Below are 13,157 nucleotides of genomic sequence, written 5' to 3'. Positions count from 1 at the left end.
TGCCGTCATGGCACCGGACATGGGCATGACGGACAGGACAGTGGAGACGGTACGCGGGCTGGTCTACGGCCCGGGCGGCAAGCAGCTGGATGTCCACCGTCCGGCCGGGGCGTCCGGCGCGCTGCCGACCGTGCTGCTGTGGCACGGCATCGGCCCCGACGAGCGCGACGTCCTGGAGCCGCTGGCGCGGACGACGGCCGCCCTCGGGGTGCTGGTGCTCGTCCCCGACTGGCGCTCGGACGCCGCGGACGGCGGCCGGTCGCAGCTGCTGGAGTCGCTGGCCTTCGGCCGCAAGGAGGCGGACGGTCTGGGCGGCGACGGGGCGTCGTACGTACTGGCCGGGTGGTCGGCGGGGGCCGGGGCCGCGCTCGGGGTCGCCCTGCGGCCCGATGCCGTGGCGGAGTGGCGGCCGCGGGCGGTGGTGGCCGTGGCGGGCCGCTACGACCTGCCGGCGCGCACCACCGGGACCGCGCCGCTGGACGATCTCGCCGCGGGCCACGACCCCGGCGTACCGGTCCATCTGCTGCACGGCACCCGCGACACCGTCGTGGACGCCCACTACTCCCGCGACCTCGCCGCGACACTGCGGACCGCGGGCCGTGCGGTGACCCTCCAGGAGCCGCAGACCGACCACGCGGGCGTCATCATGACCGCGTACGACCCCGCGGCGGACCGCTGCGTCCCGACGACGGCCGAACACGCGGTACGGGCGGGACGGCTGGTGGGCGGGGTGCTGGCGGCGGCCGGGGCGTAGCGGGTGGTGGCCCGGCAGGCCGACCATGTGGTGTACCTGTCGACCGATGTCGCTGATCTCGCCGACGGTGCGCAGGCCGCGTCCTTCGTGTGCGCACCTGCCCGCCGCCTGGGCGACGCCCGTGCGCCGGCGTCGGACGGCCCGCTGACGGCTCCCGACCGCGGCCGGCCGGCGGGAAACGGCGGAGGGGTCTCCCGGAGCTGAGCTCCGGGAGACCCCTCCTGTGCCCGGCGGCGATCACCACTGCGGCGTCACCGCACGCCGGGCACCCGGCCCTGCCGGTTCACGGCGACTGGAAGGCGAGCCGCGCCGCGAAGCCGATGAGCAGGATTCCGGTCACCTGCTCGATCCGGGCTCTCACCCGCGGACGCCGCAGCACCTTGCCGAACTGGTCGACCGTGATCACGTACAGGCTGAACCACAGCAGGTAGATCACCGCGAACGCCAACGACAGCAACAGCGCTCTGGGGAACACGTTGTGACCGGCAGGCAGGAACTGCGGCAGGAAGGTCACGAAGAACAGGGCGACCTTGGGGTTGAGCGAGTTGGACAGGAAGCCGTGCCGCAGATACTTCGTGTCCAGCTTCGCGGCCTCCTGGCCACCGTCCTCCGCCTTCTGGGCCATGGTGCGCCGCGCGCTCAGGAACGTCGCGATGCCCATCCACACCAGATACCCGGCGCCCACGACCTTCAGGACGGTGAACGCCGTCGCCGAGGCGACCAGCAGGGTGGAGATGCCCAGCACCGCCGCTGCCACATGAACGCTCAGCCCGAGCGCTCCGCCCACCATCGTGAGCAGCCCGGCCGCCCTGCCGCCGGCGAGGGCGTTGCGGGTGATCAGGGCCTGGTCCGGGCCGGGGATCATGACCAGGACCAGCGACGCGGCGGCGAAGGTCAGCACGGTGCGCTCCTCTCCTTCGTACGGACCGTCCGGAGCGCACCCGCGAGCGACCGCAGGACGGCGGCGGGCTGCTCAAGCAGATAGAAATGGCCGCCGGGGAACTGCTGCACGGTGACCTCGCCCGTCGTGAGCTCCTGCCACGCCTGGAGCTGTTCGGCGGTCACATGGTCCGCGCTGCCGCCGAGCACCGTGATCGGCAGCGACAGCGGCTCCCCGGCACGCCAGGAGTAGGTCTCCAGGACCTGGTAGTCCGCGCGCAGCGCGACGGCCGCCAGCTCCCGCAGCTCCACAGAGGCCAGCACCTCCTCCGGGATGCCGCCGTGGATCCGTGACACCTCCTCGATCAGCTCGGCGTCCGGCAGCGTGTGCAATTCCTGTGAGGCGCGCGGCAAATGGGGCGCCGGATAGCCGGAGACCACGAGCCGCTCGGGCAGCGGACGGTCCTCCCTGCGCAGCGCCCGGGTCACCTCGTACGCGATGAGCGAACCGAGGCTGTGCCCGAAGAAGGCGTAGGGCGCACGGCCGAGCGGCACATTGGCCAGCACGCCGTCGACGAGGGTGTCCATCGAGGTGAACACCGGTTCGCTGAGGCGCGATCCACGGCCCGGCAGCTGTACGGCGTGGAATTCGGCTCCCGGCAGGCCCCGGGCCCACCGGAGGTACTCCGCGGCCGAGCCGCCCCCGTGCGGGAAGCAGTAGAGCTTGGGGGCGGCCGGCCGCGGTGCCCCGCTCACCAGCCAGCGGGGCATCGCGACTGTGTGCATGATCGCCTCACCCCTTCGCCGGGACGGGTCCGGCCAGATAGCGGGCCACACCCTCGGCCGTGAAGTGCTGGAGGACGTCCTTGGGGCGCACCCGGGCGCCCAGGTCCTCACGGAGTCTGGCGCAGATCACCAGGACGGTCGCCGAGTCGGCGCCCAGCTGGTCCAGCGGGGCCTTCGGGTCGATCGCCTCAGGGGAGGTGTCGAGGATCTCCGCCAGGAAGTCGAGGAACCAGCGCACGATCCGCTCGTGGGTCAACGGGGGGTTCTCGGTCATCACTTCTCCTGCGGCGGTCATCACTTCTCCTCCGGCATCAGCTCGGACGGGCCGAGCAGTTGCTCCAGATACGTATCGAGTGCCTCCACCGTCGTGTGCTGCAGAATCGTTCCGACCGGCACGGTGACATCGAACGCCAACTGCAGGTTGGCCGCCAGGCGCGCCGCGAGCAGCGAGTCGCCGCCCGCTTCCAGGAAGTCGTCGGCCATGTCGACACTCTTCAGCCCCAAGACCTCCCGCCAGATCTCGACCAGCTTGAACTGCCGGTCGGTACGCGGTGGTTTGGCCGGGCGGTTGCGCATCGAACTGCGCGCTCCCGCCTTCACCAGGGCCTTGCGGTCCACCTTCCCGGTGCTGCTGAGCGGAAGCTCGCTCAGTGCGAGAAGCTGCGCCGGCACCATGTACTTGGCCAAATGCTCGGCGGCGAAGGAGCGCAGCTCCTCCGGGGCGAACCGGCGTCGTGTGCCGGGGCCCTGGGCGACGATCACGTCGAAACCGACCGAGCCCGGACCGCCGGAGGTGGTGATCACCTCCGTGTCGGCGAACCCGGCGGCCGCCAGCTCCCGCTGCCACTGACCGCGGTCCAGCAGACAGTGCCCGGTACGCAGATCCGTGTCCTCGAAGTTGTCGAAGCCCTGCTGAAGGCCCATGACCAGGTCGAACCACGGATGGAAGGTGGTCTGCTCGACCAGCAGGAGCACGCCTCCCGGCGCCATCACGGAGCGCAGACTGTTCAGCGTGCGCCGGATGTGGCGCATGTCGTGCAGCACGCTCGCGGCGATGACCAGGTCGGCGGACTGGTTCTCGAAGCCCTGGGTCTCGGCCGGCTGGTCGAGGTCGAACAGCTCGTACCGCACGAACGGGAAGTCCTCGAAGGCGCACTGCGCCCGGTCGGTGAAGTAGCGCGAGATGTCCGTGAAGACGTACTCGGTGCGGTCGGGCGGCAGCAGCGGCAGCAGATGCTGCGTCAGCGAACCGTAACCGGACCCGACCTCCAGCACATTCAGCGGCCGGTCGGCGGGCCAGGCCGCCACCATGTTCCGTACGGCCTCGGTCGCGGTCGCGTAGGTCGGGCCGAACAGCTTCTCGTAGATGCCCGGGGTCCGGTCGGAGGCGTACAGCTCGGCGGAGTGGATGCTCTGGGTCAGTACGCCGGCCAGGTCACCGGCGAGGGAGAGCATCCAGTCGCTGACGTCCTCGGGGATCTCCAGGACGTCCTTGAGCACGGTCCGTGCCCGCTGCGCCAGCTCCGGGGGGACAGCGGTGGGCAGCTCCCGCGCCACCTCGTGTCCGCCCGGGCCCCGCCGCAGAAAGCCGGCCTGCTCCAGGGAACCGACCGCGCGCGCGAGCCAGCGCTCGTAGCGCGGCGCGATACCGGCCCCGCGCAGTGCCGCCGGGTCGAACGGCTCACCGGGAGAGTGCGGCAGCCCGAAGGAGCGGAAGGCGGCCGCGGACGCGACGGCGTGGACGTCGTTGAGCACGTCCCAGGCGGTCCGCAGCTCCTCGGGGCCCGGCCCGGGGGCAGGCGTCCCGACGGTGTCGCGCAGCGCCTGCCACTGGCCCTGGCTGACCTCCTGGTCCGCGTGCTCGGTCACGAACAGCGAGCTGTCGTCATCCGACGGCACGACATACCCGAGCAGCCGGGACGCACCACCGTCGTCGGACGCCTTCACGACCACGGCGCTGTCGACGCCGGGGTGGCGGGCGAGGGTCGTTTCGATCTCGCCCAGCTCGACCCGGTGCCCGTTGATCTTGACCTGGCCGTCCTGGCGCCCCAGGAACTCGATCGTGCCGTCCGGCAGATAGCGGCCGAAGTCGCCGGTCCGGTAGAGCCGTTCGCCGGTGAGCGGGTGCCGGATGAAACTCGCTGCCGTCCGCTCCTCGTCCGCCCAGTACCCGCGGGCCAGGCCCACGCCCCCGATGTGCAGCTCACCCGCCGTCCACACCGGGCACGGGTCGAGGTGGGCGTCCAGGACGTGGAAGGTCTGGTTGCGCAGCGGTACCCCGTACGGCACGCTCTTGGCGCCCGGTTCGGTGTCGCCGATCCGGTGGTGGATCGACCAGATCGACGCCTCGGTGGCGCCGCCCAGGCTGATGACCTCGGCGTCGGGCCACAACGCGCGGATGCGGTCCGGCAGATCGACCGGGACCCAGTCGCCGCTCAGCATCACCAGCCGCAGCCCCTCGGGGATGTCACCCCCCATTTCGAGGTGCTCGACCAGCATCTGCATCTGAGCGGGTACCGAGTTCCAGACGGTCGTGCCATAGGTGGCCATGACCTTCGCCCAGTGCGCGGGATCCGACCGCAGGTCCTGGTCGGGCAGCACCAGCGTGGCGCCCGCAGCGAAGGTGCCGAACAGGTCGTAGACGGACAGATCGAAACTGAGGTCGGCCAGGCCGAAGACGAAGTCCCCGGGGCCGACGCCGAAGCGCTCGTTGATGTCGATGACGGTGTTGAGCGCGGCGTGGTGCTCGATCATCACGCCCTTGGGCGCCCCGGTCGACCCGGAGGTGTAGATGACGTACGCCAGGTCTTCCGGCCGGGCCGGCCCCGACGGGTGCCGTAAGGAGCCGCGGGCCTGGGACCCGCCCTGATCCTGGTCGGCGGAGATGCGCGGCACGCCCTGCGGCCACTCCAGTCCGCTCTCCAGGGCCTTGTCCGTGATGACCGCCAGGGCCTTGCCGTCCTCCAGGATGCGTGCGCGGCGCTGCAGCGGGAGTGTGGCGCTGACGGGGAGGTAGGCGCCGCCGGCCATCATCGCGCCATAGGCGGCGGCGACCTGGGCGGGCCCTTTGTGCAGGGTGATGCCCACCAGCCGGTCTTGCAGGCCGGAGTCGCCGGCCTGCTCGGTGAGGCGCCCGGCGATGGCGTGTGCCTGTCCGGCCAGTTCGCCGTAGGTCAGGGTGCCGGCGCCGCTGAGTACGGCGGGGCGGTCCGGGTGGCGGGCGGCCATGTCGAGCAGCGGTTCGTGGAGCAGTCCGGCGGGGGCCTGGCCGGCGGTGTCGTTGGCCTGCTCGCGGCCGGTCAGCTGCCGGGACGGCAGAGTGACGCGCAGCTCCTTTTCCCACAGCGAGTCGTCGGAGGCCAACTGCTCGACCATGCCGCAGTACGTGGCGAACATGTCGTCCAGGAGCCCTGCGGGGAAGAGTTCCTCCACGCAGTCCCACGTCAGGTTGAGCGACCCGGTGATGTCGACCACTTGGTGGTCGAGCCATACCTGCGGCGTCTGGCTGATCCGGTAGGAGATGTCACCGAAGCTGTCCATGGCCTGCGAGACGTCGGCGGCGGTGCCCAGCCCGCTGGTGAACACCACGGGCATCGTCTCGAACCCGTCCTGCAGTCCGAGCCGGCGGCGCTCGCGCAAGGTCTGCAGGGCGCTGACGTGGCGGTGGCGCAGATCGCGCTGGAGCTGAAGCTGGGTGGTGTTGACGCGCTCTTCGAGGGGTCTGCCACCGCTGGCGTCCATCTCCAGCAGACAGATGGAGGTGAAATCGCCGACGACCCGCCGCAGATGGGGATGCAGGCTGCGGTGACCGGCGTCGTTCTCGGTCAGCAGCAGGGGCAGCCGGTTGAACAACGTGAGGTTGAGGGTGAAGCGCCGGGTCCCGCTCCAGGCCGCCAGCACTTCGGAGAAGACCGTGGCCAGCACCGCGGTCGGTGTCAGGCCGCGGTCCTCGCAGCGTTCCTGGAGGCGCCGCCACTCCTCTTCGGGGAGATGGAACTCACGGTGCGAGAAGCGGGGCTTGTGCACACTCACCGGGGACTTGGCGAGCGGGAGGTCCGGCGGAGGGGCCAGTGTCCGTGCCCGGCCGGTCCAGTACTCCAGTGCCTTCTGGTGGCGGGGTGCCTGGCTTCCCCGTTCCAGCGCCAGCGCGTAGTCGCGGAAGGTCACGTCCACCGGTTCGAGGTGGTGGTCGGGATCCACGTACAGCGCACTCCACTCACTGAAGAGCAGAGTGATGCTGGCAAGGTCGACCATCAGCAGGTCGAGGCTGATGTGGATGCGGTCGTAATCGGCGAGACGGGTGAGCCGGATGTCGAACAGCGGCCAGTCCGCCGCGGTGTAGACGTGATGTGACATCTCTTCCCGGATGCCGTCGAGGGTGCGCTCCGCTTCGTCCGCGGGCAGCGAGCGCACATCGGTACATCGAATCCGGAAGTCGGGGACTCGTTCCAGGACGCGTTGGTGACCGTCTTCCGCCACGACGGCCCGCAGCATGTCGTGGCGCGCTATGAGCCGGCACCAGGCGCTGGAGAGCCGGTCGAGGTCCAGTCGGCGCCCTTCCAGTTCGAAGTAGGCGTGCGGAGCCACGTTGCCCAGAACGAAGTTGGGGCCCCGGCCGACCCAGTAGGCGTACTGGATCTCGGTCAGCGGAAACTCTTGAAACCTCTCTTCGGGGACATTCGCGTCCGAAGGGGCGGTATTCATAGATCTCCCTCTTGGTTACACGGTTGCCGACGGCTGCGTATGCGCCTGGAACCGGTTTTGCTGCGGGCAGACTTCGGAGCAAAAGGTGATGCACAAATCACCGAGTTAAGCGCGTGCGTGACGGCAGTCCGGATATAATTAACCAATCAACATTGGGCCGATATCTTGCCATTGCAAACAGAGCGTACCTGGGAGGGACTGCGCTCCGAAGAAGCCGAAAACCTTTGGCTTGATCATTACGCACGGTTGCTCCGCACCCTTGCCGGAACGGGTGCCGCGCAGGCGCCCCGGCAATACGTGTGAACTGGGCGTATGAGCAGGCCTGGCGCTTCCCGGGGCCCACAAAGGGACACCCGAATGGGACGGGAACCACGGGAAGGGGTGACCGATTCCTAGCGAGGTGCGGTCGCCCGGCGCCACGGCGGCGACCACGTGCCCGTCGAGCACGATGACCGGCCACGGGCCCCTGCTGCCCCAGCTCAAAGCCGGGAGCAGCAAGGGCCATACCCCAGGACAAGAAGCCCCATCGACAGGGTCTTGGTGGAAACGTCCCGGTAATGTCGGTATCCCTGTCCACACTCACATCGCTGACGCTTGCGCAGTCGCACGACGGTGGCGTCTGCATTGTCGCCGCAACCGACTTCCCGACATCCCACCGCAGCACCGGTTATGTCCTGCACGGTCGAGGAAAACAGGGTGAAGTTGGCGACCCAGGATCCCTTCACGGGGAAGAGCAACTCGTGCAGCCCGGTGAGCGAATACGCGGCAGGTGACGTTTCGCGCATCCCCCCGTGGCATGTCATAGAAAACGGCAACCGGCTGCTGCTGCCCCTTGGTGACCGCAAGGCCGATAGTCGTGTCGTTCCGCTCGTTCTCCGTGCCGGCGCCAAGTGAAGGAGTAGCCCGTGGGGAACGCGCCCCAGGACGGCTCGAAAACCTCTGTCAAAACAACATGGACACCATGCACTGGGGTGGCGGGTACGTACTCGGAGTCCGGTTTTGCCTGGGCGGCAAGTCTGCCCGGAGATTCCTGCGCATCGGTTCAGCGCTTGTTTCCGGCCGGAACTCTCGATGCGAGGGGAACCCATGCCCGTCCTGCGGTCCCACCACAGTTGCTCTTGGGCCCATACGAGAGCGCTCCTGAGTTCCCGTCATGGGCCGTCCTGACCGTCATGAGGCCGTCATGGGCCCGTCAGCGCCCAGGAGTCGGCCGGGTCGTCCAGCCACACCCGTTCGCCCTCGGCCGTCACGGTCAGACCGAACCGGGTGTGGCCGGGCCTCCCCCGGCCCGCCCACCAGTGGAAGGCGGCCTCCACCTCGTCCCAGAGCCTGCGGGGGCCGGACTGCCAGACGCGGGCGGTGTCCCGGTCCCGGAACGGCACGCATGCCCAGGACGCGTCGCTCAGCCCGTAGAACCACACCGGGCGCGCGCCGTCGCGTTTGTCCGCCACAACGTGCAGGCACCGGGGCACGCGCAGGCCCAGGGCGAACCGCTCGGGGCCGAACCGCTCCCCGGCGAACTCCGCCTCGGTGAGCGCCGTGGACGACTCCTCGCCATCCGCGACGCTCCCCGTCACATACGCGGCGTGCTCCACGGCGGCCGGGCGCTGGGCGCGGAGCTTCATGAACTCCACGGGCCCGGTGAAGCGTCCGGCGGCGCTCTTCCCGTCCGGTGCGACCACCAGGCGGGCCACCGCGTCGCCGTGGCTGTAGTGCGTCCCCCACGGGGCCACGATGAGCCCGCCGGGGCGGCACTGCTCCACCCACGCGAACGGAACGGACCGGACGCCACACGTCGCCATGATGCGGTCGTACGGCGCCCCTTCCCGGTGGCCCCCGCTCCCGTCGCCGTGGACGACGCGGACGGAGTTCCCGAACCGCGCGGCCGTGGCGCGGGCGGCGGCGGCCAGCGCCCCGTCGACCTCCATGGTGGTGACGTTCCCCGGCCCGGCACGGTGCGCCATGAGGAGTGCGTTCCACAGCGTCGCGGTGCCGATCTCCAGGACCTTGTGTCCGGGGTGGAGGTCCATGTCCTGGAGCATCCGGAAGACGACCGAGGGCATCGACGCGGAGCTGGTCGGCACCTCGCCCGGTTCGGTGCCGGGGTGCTGCCCTTCGTCCCATTGGGTGACGACGGGAACGTCCGCGTCCGCGTACTCCTGCCACGCGTCCGGGCTCTCCGTCCGGGACACCGGAACGCTGCGCCCGGCCGCCATGTCGAACGGCCAGATGAGGTCGGGCAGCACGGCGGACCGGGGTACGGCCGTATAGGCGGAGACCCAGTCCGGGGAGAGGACGCCCGCCGCCATGAGGGCATGCCCCAGCCCGTCGAGACGGGGCGCTCGTTACCTGTCGCGCCGGCCACGGTCAGACGGCCTTGGGCGGGTTCGGGACACCGGGACCACCGTCCGGCGTCGGCGCCGGGTGCGGACCGGGGTAGGGCCGGCCGGGCAGCTTGTCGCCGCCAACGTTGCCGCCGTTGCCGTCGTTGCCGTCGTTCTGAAGAAGCATGTGCATCCCTTCTCTTCCTCCTGATGTCTTTGTGAGTGGTGCCTTCGGGAGTGGTGCCCTCGTGGATGGCGCCTTTGTGAGCGGTGCCTTTGTGCGTGTCGGTCAGCGGCGGCCGCCCCCACCGGACGACCAGGTGTTGAGCCGGCGTACGGCCTCCCCCAACTCCCGGCGCCGGGCCTCCTGATCGCCGGGATGCCGCGCCTCCTCCGACGGACGGCCGCTGGCCCGGACATACGGCCGGACGAGATGAAGGCCGTCCTCACCGCACAACGACAGCAGTTCGGGCGGCAGCCGCCGGACGCGTACGAGGCGGCGCCGTGCCGGAGCCTTCGGCAACCAGGCCGTGGGCGAGAGGGCCCCGGCACTACGGGACGCCCGGTGGTCGCCACGGCCTGGGAGTAACCAACTCAGCAGCCTTCCGAGGGCCGTTCGGACGAGGCGGTGCACTCCGTTCAACGGGTGGCCGCTTTACGCAGGACCTCGGCGAGGCGGCGGGCGGTGGCCGCGTTGCAGTTACCGAGCGCGACCAGCGAGACGCCGTAGACGCCCGCAAAGCCGGGCAGGTCGACGCCGAGCGACGGGAGCGTGATGCCGTGGTCCTTCAGCGCGGTGCGCAGCTCTTCGGCACTTTGGTGTACGTCGTCGGGGAGGGAGCGGTCGAGGGGCATGGGCCAGCCTTTCTGTACGCATAGCAACGAACCGCTTACAGAGTGACGTTACGCGGCGTAGCGTGAAAGGGGGTTGGGCTCCCGGCGGCGGTCCGGGGAATGCGCGGTATGACCTGGTGGAAATGTGGGGACCGCCGTGGCTCGTCCGCATCGACTGTGAACCAGCTACACGTACGGCGGTGAACCGTGGCACGACGCAAGGACATTGACGGCTCAGCGGGAGTCCCCACCTTCTACGGCAAGGAGCTGCGCTACCAGCGGGAGTTGGCCGGGCTCACGCTTCAGCAACTGGTCGAGGGCAGCTTCTACGGCCAAAGCCACCTCAGCGAGATCGAACGCGGCGAACGCCGGATGCCGCCGGAACTGGCCGAGCACGTGGACAAGGTCCTCAAGACGGATGGCTTCTTCCAGCGGTGTTGCGAGGACGTGCGGAAGGCGAGGCGGACGGGGCACGCCGAGTACTTCGAGCGGGCGTTGGAGGCGGAAAGGTACGCGGAAAGCATCGAGGAGTGGTCCCCGACCGTAGTTCCTGGCTTGTTGCAGACCGAGCCGTACACACGGGCAGTGGTGCAGGCAGCGCACCCGCTGGCGTCCGACGCAGAAGTGGACGAGAAGGTCAACGCGTCTACCGCGCGTGCCTGCCTCTTCGAGCGCAACCACAAGACCCCGGAGTACTGGGCAATCCTGCACGAGTCGCTACTGCGCCACCCCATCCTTCCGCCGGAAGCTGCGGCCGACCAGCTCGACCGCATCTCAGCGTTGGCACGGAGCCGCCGGATCGTTCCACAGATCCTTCCGTGGAACTGTGGACCGCATCCGCTCATGCCCAGCACAGTCATGATCATGGCCTTCCCGGACGCCCCACCGCTGGTCTACACGGAAGCGCAGTACAGCGGTGACACGATCGACGATCCAGTCCTCGTGAAGAAGTACCGCAAGGCATACGATCGGCTCAGGGCCGTCGCGCTGCCGCCGGAGGCGTCCCTCGCCATGATCGAGGAAGCGGCTGAGGATTACCGAAATGGCAAACAGCCAAACTGACTTGAGCACGGCCGTCTGGCGCAAGAGCAGCTACAGCAACGGCGACGGTGGTAACTGCGTCGAGGTCTCCGACAACCTCCCCGGCATCGTCCCCGTCCGCGACTCCAAGGACCCACACGGCCCGGCGATCATCTTCCCGGCCGCCGCCTGGTCGTCCTTCGTCACCGCCGTCAAGGACACCGGCTTCCCGGGCATCTGACGTCCTCCCGGGCGCCCGCAGAATCCGGGCGCCCGCGGAAATGCCGCTCAGCCCCGCCGCGTTGTAGCTCCGCAAGGCGGGCAGGCTTCCCTTGCGGGGACCGAAGCAGCGGCAGGGAAGACCGGAACGGGCCAGAAGCCCATGTCACCGTTCCTCCGCCTCGAATGCCTGGGCGACGGCGAGGCTGTCCTCGTAGACATGGTGCCGAGTGACAAGGCCGTCTTCGACGGTGAGATGCAGGGCGAAACGGGCACGATACGCACGTCCCGTGGGCCGGGCGGTCTGGCGGATCTCGCCGAGCACGACCGCGTCGTCTCCGTCGATGAGAATGCGCTCGACCTCAGTAGCCACGTGCTCCGGCACATGGTGCTCGGCAAGCTCGCGGTAGTGGGCGGCCGCGTCGGCCCGAGTGGACCGGTGACGGATCCACGGAGTGGCAGCGCGGCCGTGCTCGCCCTCCGGCCAATCGAGCTTCCAATCGCCCTGTTCGGCATACAGCTCGGCGATGTGCTCGGGGTCGCCTTCGCCGATCCTGCGCAGCAACTCCTCAACGACGGTGCGCGTGTTCGTACGTGCGGCTATGGACATGGCCGACCTCTCCGTCCTGGTCCGCGTCCTCCGACGCGGAGAGATCGCCAACCCTGCCAGCGCGGGCGGGTCAAAACGATTACCTCTGAAGTAAGCAAGCGCCTCACCAAGATCCACTTTCCTGCTTGAGCAAAGCCGAGAGCTTGGGGAAGATCGATGTCTCGGTCCGCTTCGCGGCGCGGATCCCTGTCCGGCCGGTGCGACTGATCGCTGAAGCACGTCCTACGTCGTCAGCTCAGTGCCTTCTCGATAGCCTCGAAAATGTCGGCGTCGGTTCTCGGAGTCTACGGACGATGAGATCGCCGCCCGCGTCACCTCTGCCAGCGGGACCTGGCACATCAAGGGGTTGCGCACCGACCACCCCCGCGCCTGGACCCAGCGCCGGGAGGCGGCCGTCGCCCCCTTTCTCACCGGAGTCGGTCCCGCGCTCCACTGGCGCGTCGAAGCCGCCGGATGGGACCTCCTCGGCTTCGAGGCCCTGGACGGCCATCACGCCGACTACTCCCCCGCCTCCCCCGACCTACCGACCTACAGGAAGTCGCCGCCCTCCTGGGCCGTCTCGGTGGAACGCCCCGCCCGGACATCGAACTGCGGCACGCCGAGCAACGCCTTGAGCGCTACGCCGCCCGCCCCGGCGACCTCCGCTTCTTCGGGGGAGACCACCTCCTGCACACCGATCTGAACAACACCAACGTGCTGGTCAACGGCCGTGCCCCACAGGGAGATCGGGCCCGCCTCGTCGACTGGGGCTGGGCCACCCGGGGAGCGTCCTGGCTCGACGCCGGCTACTGGGTCATCTGGCTCATCGCATCCGGCCACGCCCCCGCCTCGGCAGAACGCTGGGCCGCAGAGGTGCCCGCGTGGCACACCGCTCCGGCCGAGGGCATCGCCGCCTTCGCCGCCGCCAACCGCAACGTCTGGGACGAGATCAGCACCGCCGACCCCGACCCGTGGACCCTGCGCCTCGCGGCTGCCGCGGCCACCTGGCACGACCACCGCGAGGCGAGCTGAGCCGGCTCTGCGCCCG

At 69.6% G+C, this 13,157-nt stretch carries 14 protein-coding genes and 1 pseudogene; 6 read left to right on the top strand and 9 right to left on the bottom strand.

Translation table 11 applies throughout. The features are described 5' to 3' along the window. Positions 1 to 7: 7 nt before the first annotated feature. Positions 8 to 754 (top strand): alpha/beta hydrolase, encoded by a 747-nt coding sequence (locus tag TU31_RS19635; protein WP_052718991.1) that lies wholly within the window; start codon positions 8 to 10, stop codon positions 752 to 754. Positions 755 to 757: 3 nt separating this feature from the next. Beyond that, the gene (locus TU31_RS19630) at positions 758 to 958 is read left to right on the top strand and encodes a hypothetical protein (protein ID WP_042156320.1); all 201 of its coding nucleotides are present in this window, start codon (positions 758 to 760) and stop codon (positions 956 to 958) included. Between the two features lie 79 nt (positions 959 to 1,037). Here the strand turns inward: TU31_RS19630 and TU31_RS19625 are convergent, their stop codons facing one another. From TU31_RS19625 to TU31_RS19610, 4 genes are read right to left on the bottom strand one after another with little or no spacing between them, the layout of a single operon-like run. Beyond that, positions 1,038 to 1,655: a LysE family translocator gene (locus TU31_RS19625; RefSeq protein ID WP_107070720.1), complete on the bottom strand. Its 618-nt coding sequence runs from the start codon at positions 1,653 to 1,655 to the stop codon at positions 1,038 to 1,040. Then, the gene (locus tag TU31_RS19620) at positions 1,649 to 2,419 is read right to left on the bottom strand and encodes a thioesterase II family protein (RefSeq protein WP_042156318.1); all 771 of its coding nucleotides are present in this window, start codon (positions 2,417 to 2,419) and stop codon (positions 1,649 to 1,651) included. Before TU31_RS19620 ends, TU31_RS19625 begins: the two co-directional genes overlap by 7 nt. 7 nt (positions 2,420 to 2,426) lie before the next feature. Further along, positions 2,427 to 2,693, bottom strand: coding sequence for an acyl carrier protein (locus TU31_RS19615; protein WP_042156316.1), 267 nt, complete (start codon positions 2,691 to 2,693; stop codon positions 2,427 to 2,429). 20 nt (positions 2,694 to 2,713) lie between these two features. Continuing rightward, positions 2,714 to 7,123, bottom strand: a complete 4,410-nt coding sequence (locus TU31_RS19610) for a non-ribosomal peptide synthetase (protein ID WP_042156314.1) — start codon at positions 7,121 to 7,123, stop codon at positions 2,714 to 2,716. 696 nt (positions 7,124 to 7,819) lie between these two features. Between TU31_RS19610 and TU31_RS38705 the strand changes: the two genes are divergently transcribed. Beyond that, entirely contained in the window at positions 7,820 to 8,017 is a 198-nt protein-coding gene (locus tag TU31_RS38705) for a hypothetical protein (RefSeq protein ID WP_158894557.1), read from the top strand. 287 nt (positions 8,018 to 8,304) lie between these two features. On the opposite strand, the gene TU31_RS19605 is transcribed toward TU31_RS38705, so the two are convergent. From TU31_RS19605 to TU31_RS19600, 4 genes are all read right to left on the bottom strand, one after another. After that, positions 8,305 to 9,432, bottom strand: coding sequence for a methyltransferase domain-containing protein (locus TU31_RS19605; protein ID WP_042156313.1), 1,128 nt, complete (start codon positions 9,430 to 9,432; stop codon positions 8,305 to 8,307). 58 nt (positions 9,433 to 9,490) lie between these two features. Continuing rightward, entirely contained in the window at positions 9,491 to 9,640 is a 150-nt protein-coding gene (locus TU31_RS38700; RefSeq protein WP_158894554.1) for a hypothetical protein, read from the bottom strand. 96 nt (positions 9,641 to 9,736) lie between these two features. Next, a complete protein-coding gene (locus TU31_RS38695) occupies positions 9,737 to 9,970 on the bottom strand; it encodes a hypothetical protein (RefSeq protein WP_158894551.1) in 234 nt (77 codons plus the stop codon). A 116-nt stretch (positions 9,971 to 10,086) separates the two neighbouring features. Then, a complete protein-coding gene (locus TU31_RS19600) occupies positions 10,087 to 10,302 on the bottom strand; it encodes a hypothetical protein (protein WP_042156311.1) in 216 nt (71 codons plus the stop codon). Between the two features lie 186 nt (positions 10,303 to 10,488). Here TU31_RS19600 and TU31_RS19595 point away from each other — a divergent pair, with 186 nt between their 5' ends. Beyond that, entirely contained in the window at positions 10,489 to 11,343 is an 855-nt protein-coding gene (locus TU31_RS19595; RefSeq protein ID WP_042156309.1) for a helix-turn-helix domain-containing protein, read from the top strand. Beyond that, positions 11,324 to 11,542, top strand: coding sequence for a DUF397 domain-containing protein (locus TU31_RS19590; RefSeq protein WP_042156308.1), 219 nt, complete (start codon positions 11,324 to 11,326; stop codon positions 11,540 to 11,542). Before TU31_RS19595 ends, TU31_RS19590 begins: the two co-directional genes overlap by 20 nt. 144 nt (positions 11,543 to 11,686) lie before the next feature. Here the strand turns inward: TU31_RS19590 and TU31_RS19585 are convergent, their stop codons facing one another. Then, positions 11,687 to 12,130, bottom strand: a complete 444-nt coding sequence (locus TU31_RS19585) for a nuclear transport factor 2 family protein (protein ID WP_042156305.1) — start codon at positions 12,128 to 12,130, stop codon at positions 11,687 to 11,689. A gap of 298 nt (positions 12,131 to 12,428) precedes the next feature. Here TU31_RS19585 and TU31_RS39190 point away from each other — a divergent pair. Continuing rightward, a pseudogene (locus TU31_RS39190) lies at positions 12,429 to 13,141 on the top strand (aminoglycoside phosphotransferase). The last annotated feature ends 16 nt before the right edge of the window (positions 13,142 to 13,157 follow it).

This window comes from Streptomyces lydicamycinicus, from assembly GCF_000829715.2.
Classification (GTDB): Bacteria; Actinomycetota; Actinomycetes; order Streptomycetales; family Streptomycetaceae; genus Streptomyces; species Streptomyces lydicamycinicus.
Note: the sequence above shows the minus strand (reverse complement) of the source record. Positions and strands in the feature narration are given on the sequence as shown.